General features: G+C 61.0%; 15 protein-coding genes and 1 pseudogene. 2 read left to right on the forward strand and 14 right to left on the reverse strand.

Annotation, left to right across the window (positions count from 1 at the left end):
• Positions 1–400 precede the first annotated feature (400 nt).
• The 10 genes from H9L16_RS12285 to H9L16_RS12330 form a co-directional block, all read right to left on the reverse strand.
• Positions 401–712: a TonB family protein gene (locus tag H9L16_RS12285; RefSeq protein WP_187551967.1), complete on the reverse strand. Its 312-nt coding sequence runs from the start codon at positions 710–712 to the stop codon at positions 401–403.
• A gap of 614 nt (positions 713–1,326) precedes the next feature.
• Entirely contained in the window at positions 1,327–1,782 is a 456-nt protein-coding gene (locus tag H9L16_RS12290) for a tetratricopeptide repeat protein (protein WP_187551968.1), read from the reverse strand.
• 925 nt (positions 1,783–2,707) lie between these two features.
• Entirely contained in the window at positions 2,708–3,130 is a 423-nt protein-coding gene (locus H9L16_RS12295) for a hypothetical protein (RefSeq protein ID WP_187551969.1), read from the reverse strand.
• Between the two features lie 118 nt (positions 3,131–3,248).
• Positions 3,249–3,866, reverse strand: a complete 618-nt coding sequence (locus tag H9L16_RS12300) for a hypothetical protein (RefSeq protein WP_187551970.1) — start codon at positions 3,864–3,866, stop codon at positions 3,249–3,251.
• Positions 3,867–4,433: 567 nt separating this feature from the next.
• Positions 4,434–4,757: a type II toxin-antitoxin system RelE/ParE family toxin gene (locus tag H9L16_RS12305; protein WP_187551885.1), complete on the reverse strand. Its 324-nt coding sequence runs from the start codon at positions 4,755–4,757 to the stop codon at positions 4,434–4,436.
• Entirely contained in the window at positions 4,754–4,996 is a 243-nt protein-coding gene (locus H9L16_RS12310; protein WP_187551971.1) for a type II toxin-antitoxin system ParD family antitoxin, read from the reverse strand. Before H9L16_RS12310 ends, H9L16_RS12305 begins: the two co-directional genes overlap by 4 nt.
• 168 nt (positions 4,997–5,164) lie before the next feature.
• Positions 5,165–5,359 carry a hypothetical protein gene (locus H9L16_RS12315; protein ID WP_187551972.1) on the reverse strand — a complete coding sequence of 65 codons (195 nt, stop codon included), beginning with the start codon at positions 5,357–5,359 and terminating at the stop codon, positions 5,165–5,167.
• A 962-nt stretch (positions 5,360–6,321) separates the two neighbouring features.
• Complete coding sequence (locus H9L16_RS12320; RefSeq protein ID WP_187551973.1) at positions 6,322–6,672, reverse strand: hypothetical protein; 351 nt, start codon at positions 6,670–6,672, stop codon at positions 6,322–6,324.
• A gap of 118 nt (positions 6,673–6,790) precedes the next feature.
• A complete protein-coding gene (locus H9L16_RS12325; RefSeq protein ID WP_187551974.1) occupies positions 6,791–7,096 on the reverse strand; it encodes an immunity protein TriTu family protein in 306 nt (101 codons plus the stop codon).
• A 582-nt stretch (positions 7,097–7,678) separates the two neighbouring features.
• Positions 7,679–8,110, reverse strand: coding sequence for a hypothetical protein (locus H9L16_RS12330; RefSeq protein WP_187551975.1), 432 nt, complete (start codon positions 8,108–8,110; stop codon positions 7,679–7,681).
• A 243-nt stretch (positions 8,111–8,353) separates the two neighbouring features.
• Here H9L16_RS12330 and H9L16_RS16255 point away from each other — a divergent pair.
• Positions 8,354–9,315: pseudogene (locus tag H9L16_RS16255) on the forward strand (integron integrase).
• 78 nt (positions 9,316–9,393) lie between these two features.
• Entirely contained in the window at positions 9,394–10,347 is a 954-nt protein-coding gene (locus tag H9L16_RS12340) for an integron integrase (RefSeq protein WP_229796455.1), read from the forward strand.
• Between the two features lie 10 nt (positions 10,348–10,357).
• Here H9L16_RS12340 and H9L16_RS12345 read toward each other — a convergent pair whose 3' ends face one another.
• The 4 genes from H9L16_RS12345 to mfd all read right to left on the reverse strand — a co-directional run bounded on the left by H9L16_RS12345 (position 10,358) and on the right by mfd (position 15,603).
• Positions 10,358–10,747: a hypothetical protein gene (locus H9L16_RS12345; RefSeq protein ID WP_187551976.1), complete on the reverse strand. Its 390-nt coding sequence runs from the start codon at positions 10,745–10,747 to the stop codon at positions 10,358–10,360.
• 62 nt (positions 10,748–10,809) lie between these two features.
• Positions 10,810–11,529, reverse strand: coding sequence for a deoxyribonuclease V (nfi, locus tag H9L16_RS12350; RefSeq protein ID WP_187551977.1), 720 nt, complete (start codon positions 11,527–11,529; stop codon positions 10,810–10,812).
• Positions 11,526–11,990, reverse strand: a complete 465-nt coding sequence (locus tag H9L16_RS12355) for a histidine phosphatase family protein (protein WP_187551978.1) — start codon at positions 11,988–11,990, stop codon at positions 11,526–11,528. The genes nfi and H9L16_RS12355 overlap by 4 nt, the downstream gene beginning before the upstream one ends.
• Before the next feature lie 85 nt (positions 11,991–12,075).
• Positions 12,076–15,603 carry a transcription-repair coupling factor gene (gene mfd / locus H9L16_RS12360; protein ID WP_187551979.1) on the reverse strand — a complete coding sequence of 1,176 codons (3,528 nt, stop codon included), beginning with the start codon at positions 15,601–15,603 and terminating at the stop codon, positions 12,076–12,078.
• Positions 15,604–15,662 lie beyond the last annotated feature (59 nt).

Consider the following 15,662-nt stretch of genomic DNA (forward strand, 5'->3'; position numbering starts at 1 on the left):
CGAAGCGGTCTCGGCTTGAACGAATTGTTAGGCCTCACGTGATTGTGCCCGGAAGAGCCCCGCCGACTCCAGAAAGAGCTCGCGTGCAACCCGCTCGGCACCGGCGAGATCACGAACTGAGAATCCGTAAGCTGCTTCTGCTCGCGTGGCGACCCCGAGAGGAAGTCTGCTTTGGAGTGGCCAGTTGGCACATATGTAACGGGCAACCGCCTGCTTGTCTGCAGAGAGCTGATGCAGATGGCTTCTGAGAAGTTCGATGGATCGCGAACCTACTGTCATGAGGCCTAACGCCTGAGTTAAGCCGGACCGCTGCGCGGAACGGCGGAGTGGTACACGTCACCATGCAGCCGAGCCGCGAAGCGGTCTCGGCTTGAACGAATTGTTAGGTTTGACGCTCTTGCTAGTTGACCTTCATGGACACGGGCACGTCCTCACACTCAGGTCGTTCCGTGCCATCTGCTCTGACGGGAGGGAACTTCCAACGTTTCGCGGCTTGGAAAACGGCGCGATCCATCTTCTTGTCGCCGCTCGACTGGACCATTGAGATGTCATATGGACGCCCTTGCTTGTCAGCGCAGACCCGGATTACTGCGGTTGCGTCAGCGCCGACCACTCCGATTGCTCGTACTGGCTGCGGCAAAGGGTCAGCGGCGAACGTATTCGCTGTTGCGATGCTCATGAGTGCCAATAACAAGTTGCGGAAGTCTTTCATGTCAAACCTAACGCCTGAGTTAAGCCGGACCGCTGCGCGGAACGGCGGAGTGGTACACGTCACCATGCAGCCGAGCCGCGAAGCGGTCTCGGCTTGAACGAATTGTTAGGGCGCTGCGTGATTCTACGAGCACTTGCATGGCAACCGATCCCGATCGAGCGCTTGAACCGTGCATGTCCCGCGCAATCTTGATCGTCTTATCTGAATTGTCTTGGCTATCTTGGGTGGCGGCGAGGTGAGTCTGCAGGAGCCGGTTCCTCCAGCGGTACAGCAAGTGACATAGTGGACTTCATTACCCTGGAATGCTCTTGGTGAGAAGGACTGTTCAATCACTTCTGGTGGAAGTATTGGGTCAACTACAAGCATAAGAATTGACCAGATGATTGCGCTACACACTGCAACGCATAGGCCAAACAAGGCCATTTTTTTCATGAGCCGGCTCACAAATTTGTTGTGCGAGCATATTTGCCAAATGTGCGGAGTAAACGAAGCGGGCATGAGCCCGAGGTGAGCGCCCTAACGCCTGAGTTAAGCCGGACCGCTGCGCGGAACGGCGGAGTGGTACACGTCACCATGCAGCCGAGCCGCGAAGCGGTCTCGGCTTGAACGAATTGTTAGCGCCCAGCCTGTTGCATTAATGCCAGTTTACGATTGCGCTCGGCGTCCGGCCAGGCCTTGTGTCCGCGAGGCACGCGCAAGTAGTGCTGGATCGCTAGAGCGTACATCCCGCGGTCAAAGCACGAGTTGCCCATATTGAAATGCAGGGCGGGGTGCCACTCCGGTTCACACAACGTCATCGCTTTGCGATACGCCGCCTCTGCTCTGGCGGGTTGTTTCAATGCGTCATGGCAACTGCCGATGGCGATCCAGCAGTCCCCGTCTTCCGGGTCTGCATCCGCTGAGTTCCTGAATAGCGCGAGCGCTTCCTTGTAGCGGCCGCAATGAAATAGGTCGTCCGCGTCCGAGTAAGCGGAGATGTTCAGTGAATAGTCCGGTGGTCTTTCAGTTGCGCGGCTTGTCATGGGCGCTAACGCCTGAGTTAAGCCGGACCGATTTGCGGCCTTGGGCATGTGAAAATTATCAGAACTTGCACGAGGCCGCGAAGCGGGCTCGGCTTGAACGAATTGTTAGGCACGGACCCGACGTTTTTGTCTCGTCATGGCATACCAGGACACGACCATGACAATGACGAGCGCTAACGTTGGAAGGAGGGCATAGTCGAATACTGTCGCGTCATACTCCGGTGTGGTCAGTACTTTGCGCAACCAATAGATCCAAAAGACGTACTCAGCTAGAGCCGCTGTGAGTACAACTACAAAGTAGCGAATCTTAGACGTAAGCCATAGGCCAACAATTCCCGCTGCGATTACAGCGGGAAGAACAATCGTGAAAGCGGCGAGGTTGATCACAGTGCCTAACGCCTGAGTTAAGCCGGACCGCTGCGCGGAACGGCGGAGTGGTACACGTCACCATGCAGCCGAGCCGCGAAGCGGTCTCGGCTTGAACGAATTGTTAGCCGCGTAACAAGGCACTAAGTCTTATCCCACCGCTCAGCAAAGAGCCCAAATCCAGACTCAAGATAGTCTAGGAGTTGCTGTGCGCTAAGAGTCGTGCGGAGGATGATGTCATTGAGGCTTAGCAGTGGCGGAAATAGATCTGTACCTGCGCGGTGCGTAACGGAAGAAACAGTGAAAATTAGAGGATTGAGCGGATGATCCTTAGGCAAGAGCTCGATTCCGCTGTTCGGCTGAGTGAAGGAGATTAGCTCACCTACTCTCGGTAGATGGGAAAGATCAAGCTCACCGTGAACGAGCCCGAATGGCTCGTCGCTTACGTAGACCGACATAGCAATTTGAAGTCTCAAGATATCTGCATTCCAACTAGCGGCTAACGCCTGAGTTAAGCCGGACCGCTGCGCGGAACGGCGGAGTGGTACACGTCACCATGCAGCCGAGCCGCGAAGCGGTCTCGGCTTGAACGAATTGTTAGGCACCACTACCAGAACTTCCACCACTTCTTCTCGGCAGAAGGAAGTGGGCCGATGCCCGGGATGAGGATTTCTCCTGGATCATCACTGGCGTGGAAAAAGCCAACCTCATGCTTGATCGCAAGCTCCCTCATCTTTGCGTGAGCCTCATCTGCCAGAGACCAGCTAAACGCCGAATAGATGACGTTCTGACCAATGCAATGGTCTGTGACTTCCGGACCTTCAGCGTCTGGGGAAGACAGCGGACCGTTGATTGGCGGGAAGAACTGGATCATCTCCGCGAACCAACGCTGCAACGCGGGAGAAGCGACTTGAGGATCGTCGTAGCTATGGTCTTCCGACCATTCCGCTTGTTTCGCGTACCAATTCATGAAAGACGCGCGATCGTGCGGAGCCGCGCTCGGCTCAAATACCATCATGTCAAAGCTCATAGATGCCTCAAATGTGGTGCCTAACGCCTGAGTTAAGCCGGACCGCTGCGCGGAACGGCGGAGTGGTACACGTCACCATGCAGCCGAGCCGCGAAGCGGTCTCGGCTTGAACGAATTGTTAGCTGCGAAAAGGGCTGTGCCTCTCAGAGTGAGACTTCCGCCTAGTGGGTCTGGAAAACGCATAATTATCTCGTGCCAATTCAAGTAGATCGGACTGAGGGATTGCGGAAGCTACAGCTATACGCTCCGCGTCAATCAAACTACCAAGGTAATCTGTCGCCTTTTTAGATAGTGCCAAGAGATGCGCCATTTGCTGTGGGGAGAGGATAGATATCATCTCGGTGCCATCAGTGACGCGGCTAACGACGGGTTCACCGGTTGGCCCTTCTGAGAGTTCAACTTGAACAAATGATGTTTCATAGTCATTGACAGAGTGGGCCGCCCATTTGTCTCTAAGATCTAAAAACTCCTGATGATGCTGTTGTTCGCTCACGCTAAGAATGGCGATAAATTCGTCCTTTATCTTGACCCTTACACCTTGGCCGAATATCCGAGCGTAGGTGACTAACGATGCAATGCAGAGCCCGCGCATACACCAAATTGAATGAATGTCGGTGTTGGCTGAAATGCTGAGAAGCGTACTGGTCATTTCCGTCGTGGTAAGGCTATCCAATCTAAGTCCACTTAGATCAGCCAGGCGTTGCGTTTCTTTCTTGCAGTAGTCGAGTAGTGTCATTTCGCAGCTAACGCCTGAGTTAAGCCGGACCGCTGCGCGGAACGGCGGAGTGGTACACGTCACCATGCAGCCGAGCCGCGAAGCGGTCTCGGCTTGAACGAATTGTTAGGCAACATCCCATGGGCGAACTGCCTCAAGATCCGGGAGGGGTGTCGCGCCTTGACCAACCAACTCTAAGCCAACGAGTGCGCCATGGCGTTCCCAGACGATCAACTGAATGTCTTCTCCAGCCGATGTCGCGAAGGCCTCCGCGACAATTCGTCCGTTGGAGCCGTCCCCGTCGGGACCAAACCACACGGTCGAGCACCCACACTTGCACAAAGCGGTGACTTGCAAGGAGCCGACGGACGCGACAAGTTCCGGTGAAATATCAGTCGTGGCCCCCACTTCTAAGGTGCGAAGGACGAGCGCGGCTTCTAGCTTTGAGATTGGGCGCAACATTGTTTGCTGTTGCCTAACGCCTGAGTTAAGCCGGACCGCTGCGCGGAACGGCGGAGTGGTACACGTCACCATGCAGCCGAGCCGCGAAGCGGTCTCGGCTTGAACGAATTGTTAGGCCGCCAGCAATTACTCGTGATCATGCATCCAAGCTGGTATGTCGCGCTGCGATTGCAAAAGACGCCAGACATCTATGTGCTGCGTTTGCTCGACATAAAAAATCAAGTACGGAAAGCCCTTGACTGACCAATGCCTCAGACCAGGAAGGTTCAGCTCGTGAGCGTACCGAGGTGATCCAGCCGCTGGGTGGCGGCTAATGTGCGCTATTGCAGTTTCCAGTGCATCCGCAAATGAAAGCGCTATCTCAGATCCAGCTTCCGTAAGGTAGTGGTCAAACGCCTCTTGAATATCGGCGTCTGCCTGCTTGCGCGGGATTACAGGCTTTGATTTCACCGCTTCTTTGGCCTACTTACGCGCAGGCGCAAACTATCAAAGTAGTTAGAGGAGAACGGCGTCGCTCCAAGCTCCGACTCAGCACCGGCAAGCAGTAGGTTGCGAAGTCGCAGCCTATCTTGATCCTTGCGGATCAGTTCTCGGACATATTCGCTGCTAGTGCCATAGCCACCTTGCGACACTTGCTTGTCGACGAAGGACTTCAACGTTTCTGGCAAAGAGATATTCATTGTGCTCATGTGGCTGAGCCTACCGCTGTTGGCAAAAATTGGCAAGAAGCTTGATTCGGCGGCCTAACGCCTGAGTTAAGCCGGACCGCTGCGCGGAACGGCGGAGTGGTACACGTCACCATGCAGCCGAGCCGCGAAGCGGTCTCGGCTTGAACGAATTGTTAGACCTTGCCCGAGTCATGGCTCATAGCTGCCAAGGAAGACTGCGATTCCTATGTAGAACACGACTGCCAAGATAGCGGCGACGCGGGCTTCTTTGCCCAACACGCTATCAGGACCTGCCAGCCGCCGGACACGAACTGCATTGCCCAGCGCTGAGGGGGCAATGGTCAATGCGACGAAGAAGACAGTGAGCAGAGCGTAGCCATTCATGTTCGGCCTGTACGTGATTTGTACAACACAAAGACATCCGATCCCTGTTAGCGTCCCCAAAAGCCAGGTAATGGTTCTTTCTGCAATCGCGTCAATCTTTCGCAAGGTCTAACGCCTGAGTTAAGCCGGACCGCTGCGCGGAACGGCGGAGTGGTACACGTCACCATGCAGCCGAGCCGCGAAGCGGTCTCGGCTTGAACGAATTGTTAGACCGGGGCCAGCCGTTGCTTTTGACCAAGATCCCGCGACCTGAGCCGAGTGTAGAGCTGACGATCGCTCTTTACGAGATGCTGAACCCAGAAACGGAGTGCTGGCGCTCTAGCCGGCGCGGAGTTTGTGGCGAGGCTCAAAGCCCTGGGAACGACGGTGCACGAACGACCGAGATTGGCCTGACGCTTGTTGACCGGCATCTGCCTCTGGACCGGTCTAACGCCTGAGTTAAGCCGGACCGCTGCGCGGAACGGCGGAGTGGTACACGTCACCATGCAGCCGAGCCGCGAAGCGGTCTCGGCTTGAACGAATTGTTAGGCGGCACCCGGCAGGATGGTCTGGCCTCCCAGCGATCTGCGCGCTCAGCCAGTTGTTCCGGGCACCGCGAGAGCAAGCATGGAAACATCCCCCGGCGATGCCCTCGGCACATCCAGTGCGACTGCAAGCAAGCACACATGCATCCCTCGGCTCGCAGCGAACTGCTGCGGTCTGCAGATATGCGGCCTCTTTAGCATTTCGGACCGGGATGCCTTGAGTAGTGCAGTGCCGTGACCACGGCATTTGTGCGGACACCGTTTCTGCGCCGGCTGAGCAGCCGATAAGGGTGAGGCCAAGTACCAGGATGGTCATGAGCCGATGCATTTTCTTTGCCGCCTAACGCCTGAGTTAAGCCGGACCGCTGCGCGGAACGGCGGAGTGGTACACGTCACCATGCAGCCGAGCCGCGAAGCGGTCTCGGCTTGAACGAATTGTTAGGTGCCGGGAGCTTTGCGAAGAAAGTTGTATTCCGATTCTTGAACACTCTTTCCCCATAGTTGTCCGTCGCGGTGCACCAGAACGCCGTTGCCAAAAAACCGTAGGGCGATGTTGCCGTCAGAAACGAGGATTCCGCCGCTCGGTGGGGTAGCGTAGTGCTTCGACCAGCCAGTTTGGTTCCGCGAAATCCAGTTCTGAAGTGCCTGGTGGTCCGGTGTCCCAGGCTGAATTTCATGGACGGATGTGCTGTCACGAACGGAAACTGGTGTGTCCGGTGACAAGGACAGTTCAAGCCGTGCACTGCATGCGGCGAGGATAAGAAGGCTTGTTAGCATCAGCTTGCGCATATTTCCCACCGGCACCTAACGCCTGAGTTAAGCCGAAACGCGTAGCGGAGGTAAAAACATGGCACGCTTTTCCGCCATGTTTTTGCCGGAGCGAAGTGGTTTCGGCTTGGACGAATTGTTAGGTGGCATTTGCGATCTCACTTGCTGCCAGCAGAGCTTCTATGGCCGCGGTTGCGTCAGAAGAGTTGACCGCGAACCCTTGAGCGCTGACGATCTGCCGGCCGTCCAGTGCCAAGGACTCACTGACATACGACGAGTCACTCCACCAAGTGAAACGGGCTACTGCATGCGGAGAGTCAAAGTCGAAGCGAACGGCAGGATTGTCCGAAGGCTCCGTATAGGTGATCTCGCAAGGCGCTGTGAGTGCGACGACGACGCAGTCTGCAGTTCTGCTCTCAATCAAAAGTTGCGAAGAATTTTCCATGCCACCTAACGCCTAGTAGGTTGTGATTTTGCAGCATAGCGCCGCGTTGTTCAGGTTTGGACGACGTAATGCGGGCGCCGTTCCTTTGAAGATCAAGAGCTTAGCTTCTGTGAAGAATATTTGCATTCCATGCATATTCCGCAGATCTGAGGCGATAAATCTTATTGCCGCGCTTTTGAAGGTGATCGGAGCGGCCTAACGCCTGAGTTAAGCCGCACCGATTTGCGGCGTTGTGCGAGTGAAGATTAGCAAGACTCGCACGACGCCGCGAAGCGGTGTCGGCTTGGACGAATTGTTAGCCCGCTGAAGCCGGCTGTTCTTGCAGATTGGAAGCTTAAGTGGGTTCATTTGAAGCCAAGAAATCTTCCACCGCGCGGAGTTGTAGCGGGTTTGAGGTGCGACGGAGCGCGGGCGAGAGGCGATCAGGGAAGCTCTTCTGGCTTTGCCGAGAATGCTCTACGCGATGATCTATTTCTTCTGCGGGCTAACGCCTGAGTTAAGCCGGGCCGCTGCGCGGAACGGCGGAGTGGTACACGTCACCATGCAGCCGAGCCGCGAAGCGGTCTCGGCTTGAACGAATTGTTAGGGCGCACCCGCGATTACCCACGGCAGCTCAACAATGAAGCTAAAGCATACTGCCCCTTCCACATGAAACTCGCTTTGCGCGAGAGGGGAAGGTTTGGTAAAGGTGAAGTCGAGTGGACCCGATGGATCTAGCCCGGAGCCATCCGTGAGCGGCGCCTCGCCGAAGAAATAGAACTCTCCGCCGTATAGGTGCTTGCCTGACTCCGTTTGGTTGTACTCATAAGTCTCGGCCGGCTGGTCAAGGTCGATACCGGCCTGCTCGAAGAAGGCGAGCACGGCAAGAGGAAACGGAGTGCTTCCTAGAGCCCGAAAATTTTGGCAGTACGCGCAGGAGCATTTGTAGGCCGAGGCAGCGAGCGCCTCGTAAGTGCGCCGTGTGCGGGCCTGGTCTATTGAGACCTCAACTCCCCCGATCTCGACGATGTTCATGTGCGCCCTAACGCCTAGTAGCTTGTGAACACGTGGGATAGTGCTGCTTGTTCATTCAAGTTTGGTTGGATCGAGGAAAAATCCTACCGTAAAAACAACGTATTACCGAATGGGCATGCATGGGGTGGTGTGCACGATGGCGTGCAAATCCAGCACAGGCGCGATCATATGCTTTATGTCGATGAAAGCTCGAAATATCCCAGGCTCTTGGCTGAGCCGAGCTGGGAGGGTGATGAGTCGCAGTTGGCGAGGATATCGGCGTTGGTCGAAGACGTTCGCCGCGTGTTGCGAGCTCGGCATTACAGCGTCAGGACCGAGGCGGTGTATCTGGGGTGGGTCAAGCGGTTCATCTTGGCGAATCGGTTGAGGCATCCATCGGAGATGGGCCAGCGGGAAGTCGAGGCCTTCCTCACCCGGTTAGCGGTGGAGGGGCAAGTCTCGTCATCGACCCAGAACCAGGCGTTGTCGGCGCTGTTGTTCTTGTACCGCGATGTCTTGCGGGCGCGCATGGACTGGATGGAGGACGTGGTGCGTGCGAAGCGGGCGCGCAAGCTGCCGGTGGTGTTGGCAGGGGAAGAAGTGCGGTTGCTGCTGGCGCAGCTGGACGGACGTGCGTGGTTGCTGGCCAGTGTGCTGTACGGAACCGGGATGCGCTTGATGGAGTGCTTGCGCTTGCGGGTGAAGGATGTTGATTTCGCGCGGGGCGAAATCACCGTGCGGGATGGCAAGGGCGGAAAGGATCGGCGCACGGTATTGCCGCGGAGCCTGGTGGAGCCCTTGCAGTTGGAAGTCGAGCGTGCCCGTATCCTGCATGCAAGCGACCTCGCTGCGGGCTTCGGGCGGTCTGGCTGCCGCATGCCCTGGCGCGCAAGTATGTCAATGGGCCACGCGAATTCGCGTGGCAGTACGTCTTCCCGGCGCGCAATCGCTCGCTGGATCCGCGCGACGATAGCGAACGACGGCATCACGTGGACGCGGAGTTCGTGTCGCGGGCGCTGAAGCAGGCGCGAGACCGGGCGGCAATCCACAAACCTGTCACGGCGCACACGTTGCGGCATTCCTTCGCGACCCATTTGCTGGAGGCGGGCTACGACATCCGCACCATCCAGGAACTGCTGGGGCACAAGGACGTGGCGACGACGCAGATCTATACCCACGTGTTGAATCGCGGGCCGAATGCTGTGCGCAGTCCGCTGGATCGCTGAGGCAGGCGCTGGCGGGCGTACGCTGATGTCTTTCGCAGCACGGAGGTGGGACGGTGATGGGGTAACGAACAGGCGGGTGTGGAATCACGGAATGCGCTGCTGGCGCAAGTCGGTCTGGCGTGTCGTCGACGGCATCTGAGCAGGAGCACGGAGGCGGCGTATCGATATTGGGCGAGGCGTCTCATTGACTTCCTGGACGGACAGGCGCTGGAGACGGCCGGGGTGGTGCGTTTTCTCGACCAGCTGGCGTCGGTGGAGCATGTGTCGGCAAGTACGCATCTGCAGGCATTGCACGGCGTGCTGTTCCTGTTTCGGCATGTCCTGGAGCGCGAGGTGGGACGGTTGGATGGGTTGCGCACCATGCGACGTCCGGCCCGGGTGCCGGTGGTGCTATCGGTCGAGGAAGTGCGGGCGATCCTCAATGCGATGCGCGGGATGCCGCGGCTGGTAGCGGCGTTGCTGTATGGCTCGGGGATGCGCGTCGGTGAGGCGCTGGCCTTGCGGATCAAGGATGTGGATTTCCGGGCTGGCACGATTACAGTGCGGGCCGGCAAGGGGGCAAAGGATCGCGTGGCGATCTTGCCGCGGCGCGTGCGCGATTCGATGCACCGATTGGCGCTGTGGCGGTTGGCCTTGCACAAGCGCGACCTGGCGCAAGGAGGCGGGCATGCGCCGTTGCCGAATGCGCTGGAGCGCAAGTATCCGTCGGCATCGCGGGCGTTCGGTTGGCAATTCATGTTTGCCTCAAGCGCGGTGCGGCCATGTCCTAGAACCGGCCATCGGCTGCGCTGGCATCTGTCGCCGTCCACGGTACAGGAGGCATTCCACGAGGCGTTGCGGATGACCAATTGCCACAAGCAGGCGTCGCTGCATGTGCTGCGGCATTCGTTTGCGACCCATTTGCTGGCGCAGGGAGTCGACATCCGCACGATCCAGCAGTTGCTGGGGCATCGCCATCTGGACACCACGATGATCTACACGCATGTGCACCAACCGGTGCGCGGCACGGTCAGTCCGCTGGATCGCTTTTAGTCGGTCAGGGTTACGGGGTACTGGAAAGGTCGATGCGCAAGCTGGCTTGCGGTTGCGGGCGGGCGAGGTGGGTGAAAGTCACTGTGCGAGTTTCCAGTTTGGCCGTCGACGGCCCTGCCTGCGAGTTCAAATGGAGGCTCAGGTTGCGGGCGGTGCCACGGGTCGGCATCCAATGCAGTTCGATCACCGCATCGCCAGCCCACACGCACTGGACGTCGGGCTTGCAGCGCGAGTCGTTGGAAACGCGAACATAGCGAAGGAGACCATCAGCCAGGCTCGCGGACTGGCCCGGCATGAGGGCGACCGTGCTGCCATCGGCCACTTTGACGCCGACGTTGTAGGGATAAGCACAGGCGCCGAACAGGCTGCCCAGAAGGAGGGCGACGACAATCCGTGGCATGGCGGCGGTTCCTGTGGGGGACGGCCGCAGCTTGGCACTGGCGGGATGAACGCGGCGCGAGCCTAGCCGGTACCACGATCGAACAGGTCGGCGGATCCGGCATCGCGCATGCCCGGATCGCGCCGGGAGGCGAGCCGATCGGCGAGGCGGGTGGGTTCGGGCAGGCGGTACTTGCCGGTGAAGCGCATGACCAGTTCCGGCGCGGAGGGCATGGCCACGCGATGGCCCGGCGAGACGATCAACGGCAGGCAGCCGGGCTTGCTGCGCAGGAGCCAGCCGATCTGTTCCTTGCCCCTGCGCAACGGGGTGAAAGCACCGCGCATTTCGTGCAGCGCCATGCGCGGCTCGCCGGTCAGGATCTTCTTGGCCACGCCGATGCTGGGCAGGCCGGTGGCGACGCCGAAGTGCGCGGCGATGCCGAGCCGGCGTGGATGGGCGATGCCGTGGCCATCGATGAAGGCGAGGTCGGGCGCAGCGGGCAACATCGCCAACACTTCGAGCAAGGCGGGGAGTTCGCGAAAGCTGAGGAAGCCGGGAATGTAGGGCATCCGCGTGGGCAGGCGGGCGACGCGCTGGTCGATCACGTCAAGCGTGTCGGCATCGAGCAGAACCGCCGCGGCGCGGGTGATCGCGCCATCCTCCTCGAAGCCGACGTCGAAGCCGGCGATGGTGCGCAGCGGCTTGGCGAAGTCATCGCGCAGGGACACCCGTTGCGCGAGGTCGTCCTGCACGGCGCGCAGGGCGGCGGTATCGCCGGTCCAGTCGGGAAGCGCGTTGCTCACGGTGCGGGCGAGGCCGCGCCGTAGCGAGTCAGTTCCAGCCGTGCGCGGCCGTCGGCATCGATGCGGACGATGCTGAGGCGGTCGTATTCGTGATCCGCGATCGGTGTTGTCGTGCAGGCGCACAGCGCGGCGACGATGTCGGGCACGGTATTGCTGTGGCCGGCGATGAGTACGGTGCCGCGCGTGTGCGTGGTGCGGAGATTCGCGGTGAATTCGGATGCGGGTTGCCCGGCAGCGTATGGCGTGATTGGCAGGCCACGTGCCTCCACGCCGGGGGCAAGCGTTTGCGAGGTGCGCTTGAATTCGGTGGCGTAGGCGGCGGCGAGTTCGCGCTGGCCCAGATAGGCGGCCAGTGCTTGTGCCCGTGCGTGGCCGGCGACGCTCAGATCCGGGTCGCGGCTGGCATCGACCTTTTCGGCGTGGCGGACCACGATGAAGGTGACGGCAGTGGTATCGGTCACGCGCGGCGCGGTCCCGACGCAGCCGGCAAGCGTGAGCGCAAGCGCGATAAAGGCAAGGAGTCGATGCATGCGGCGAAGCATACGACTAGCCCGGTGCCAAAGCGGTCAACAAGCCGCGCGCTGCGTTGAAGCGCGTGGCTGCATCCGGCAGGTCGAGGGTGATCCGCAGCTTGTCCGGGCCGTCCATCTTGTAGTGCTTGGGCTGGCCCTGGATCAGGCGGATCACCGACATCGGGTCGACATTGGGTTTCTCGACGAATTGCAGGCGGCCACCGCTCGCGCCGAGGTCGAGCTTGCGGATACCGAGATGGGTCGCGTCCAGTTTCAATTCAGCGGTGGCGAACAGGTGCCTGGTCGCATCCGTGAGCAGGCCGAAGCGATCGATCATCTCCACCTGCAACTCGCGTAGGGCGTCGCTGTCGCGGGCGGCGCTGATGCGCTTGTACAGGGTCAGGCGCGCGTGCGGATCCGGCAGGTAATCGTCGGGGATCAGCGCAGGCACGTGCAGGTCGACATCGGCACCGTGGCGGGTGTCGCCATCGACATCCGGCAGCTTGCCCTGCTTGATCGACTTGACCGCGCGTTCCAGCAGTTCAGTGTAGAGGCTGAAGCCGATTTCGGCCATCTGCCCGCTCTGGCCCTCGCCCAGCAATTCGCCGGCACCGCGGATTTCCAGATCATGGGTGGCCAGGGTGAAGCCGGCACCGAGTTCGTCCATCGAAGCGATCGCTTCCAGTCGCTTCTTCGCGTCGGGCGTGATCGAGCGCTGGTCGGGGATGGTCAGGTAGGCGTAGGCGCGGTGGTGGCTGCGGCCGACGCGCCCGCGCAACTGGTGCAACTGGGCCAGGCCGAACTTGTCGGCGCGGTGGATGACGATGGTGTTGGCGTTGGGGATGTCGATGCCGGATTCGATGATCGTCGTGCACAGCAGCACGTTGAAGCGCTGTTTGTGGAAATCCAGCATCACCCGTTCCAGTTCGCGTTCCGGCATCTGCCCGTGCGCGATACCGATGCGCGCATCCGGCACCAAAGCCTGCAACTGGTCGTGCATGCGGCCGATGCTCTCGACATCGTTGTGCAGGAAATACACCTGGCCGCCGCGCGCGAGTTCGCGCTGGAAGGCTTCGCTGAGCAGCGCATCGTCCCAGGCATGCACGAAGGTCTGTACGGCAAGGCGGTTCGCCGGTGGGGTGGCGATGATCGAGAGGTCGCGCAGCCCGCTCATCGCCATGTTCAAGGTGCGCGGGATCGGCGTCGCGGTCAGCGTCAGCAGGTGCACGTTTGCGCGCAGTGCCTTCAGCGCTTCTTTCTGGCGTACGCCGAAGCGTTGTTCCTCGTCGACGATGACCAGGCCGAGGTCCGCGAACTTCACGTCGGGCTGCAGCAGGCGATGGGTGCCGACGATCACGTCGAGCTTGCCTTCGGCGAGCTTCTGCAGCTCCGCGTCGATCTCCTTCTTGCTCTTGAAGCGAGACAGCACTTCGACCTTGAGCGGCCAGTCGGCGAACCGGTCGCGGAAATTGCGGTAGTGCTGCTCGGCCAGCAGCGTCGTCGGCACCAGCACGGCGACCTGCTTGCCGCTGGTGGCGGCGACGAAGGCCGCGCGCACCGCGACTTCGGTCTTGCCGAAGCCGACATCGCCGCAGACCACCCGATCCATCGGTTGCGACGATGCCAGGTCGCGAATCACCGCTTCGATGGCGCTGTGCTGGTCGGGGGTTTCCTCGAACGGGAAGGTGGCGGCGAACGGTTCGTACATCGCCCGGTCGACGTCGATCGCCAGGCCCTTGCGCGCGTGGCGGCGCGCCTGGATCTCCAGCAGTTCGGCGGCGACATCGCGGACTTTTTCGGCGGCTTTCTTCTTTGCCTTCGCCCATTGCTCGCCGCCGAGGTTGTGCAGCGGGGCGGTGTCGGGATTGGCGCCGGAATAGCGGCTGATGCGGTCGAGCTGGGCGACCGGCACGTACAGGCGGTCGCCCTTGGCGTACTCGATGTCGAGGAATTCGCCGGGCATGCCGCCGATGTCCATCGAGAGCAGGCCGCGGTAGCGGCCGACGCCGTGGTCCTCGTGGACGATCGGCGCGCCCAGGCTGAGTTCGCCGAGGTCGCGGATGATGGCTTCCGGCTCGCGCCCGGCGCGCTTGCGGCGGCGCGGCTGCGAGGCGCGCTCGGGGAACAGCTGGCGTTCGGTGAGCACGCACAGCGCGGGGTTATCCAGCGCGAAGCCGTCGTCGAAGGCGGCGACGGCGAGGAAGAACCGACCCCCGTCATCGGCTTTGCTGTCATCCCCGCGTTCGCCGGGATGACGAGCAAAAGCCGCGAAACTGTCGATGGTGACCGGCTGCAGTCCCGCCGCTTCCAGCACCTCACGCAACGCCTCGCGGCGGCCGGCGGAATCCGCGGCGACCAGAACACGGCCCGGATAACTACCGAGGAAATCACGCAATGCCTGTGCGGGTGCGTGATCCTTCGCGGCCAACGGTAGCGCGGGCGCGGGCTGCACCGGCAGCGGCCACGCCTCGGCGTGGCGCGGATGCCGGGCGCTGCAGATCTCGATGCGGTCGCCGCGATTGAGGGTCTCGCGCAACGCGTCGGGAGCCAGCCACACCTCGGCCGGCGGCAACAGCGGGCGTTCGACATCGTGGCGCAGTTGATCAAAGCGCTGGCCGATCTGTTGCCAGGCATGCTCGGCGGCTTCGCCCACGCCATCGCAGAGCAGCGGCAGCATGCCGTCGGCCAGGTAATCGAACAGGGTCGCGGTGCTGGTCTCGGCACCGCGCGGCTTCTCGAAGAACAGCGGCAGGTAGTACTCGATGCCGGCAGGCGCGACGCCGGCCTTCAGGTCCTGCACCAGCGGACTGCGGCGGGTGTCGATGTCGAAACGCTCGCGCAACGCGTCCAGTGCCCGTTGCACGTGGGCCTCGTCCAGCGGGACCTCGCGGCCGGGCAGCAGTTCGATGCGGTCGATCCGGTCCAGCGAGCGCTGCGATTCCGGGTCGAACACCCGGATGGTGTCGATTTCGTCGTCCAGCAGCTCCAGCCGGAACGGCGCGTCGCTGCCCATCGGGTAGACGTCGAGCAGGCCGCCCCGCACGGCGAAATCGCCGGGGTCCTGGACCTGCGGGACGTTACGGTAGCCGGCGGATTCGAGGCGGCGCTTTTCGGCGTCGAGATCCAGGCGCTGGCCGCTGCGCAGGTCGAAGCGGTTGCCCAGGACATGGCCGAGCGGGGCCAGCCGTTGCATGAGGGTGGCGACCGGCACCACCACGATGCCGCGCTGCAGATCCGGCAAGCGCGCCAGCGTGGCCAGGCGCTGGCTGACGATCTCCGGATGCGGGCTGAAACGGTCGTAGGGCAACGTTTCCCAATCGGGGAAGCCCAGCACGGGCAGGCCGTCGTCACCGGCGGCGAGGATGCGCAGGTCGGCTTCCAACTGGTGGGCGGCGTGGTTGTCGCGGGCGACCACCAGCAACGGGCCGGTATGTTGGCGCGCGGCCGCGGCAATCGCGCAGGCCAGGGCAGTGCCAGACGGAGGCGCTCGCCACCAGGCGCGCGACTGACCGGGCTTCGGCATGGGAACGGGGAAGGACAGCGACGAGGCGGGATCAGGCATGCGAAAAGGCGACCGGCGCCGGGCGCGATGCGCCAGCGCTTGGATGTCCGAATTGTGGG

This window comes from Thermomonas carbonis (assembly GCF_014396975.1).
Taxonomy (GTDB): Bacteria; Pseudomonadota; Gammaproteobacteria; order Xanthomonadales; family Xanthomonadaceae; genus Thermomonas; species Thermomonas carbonis.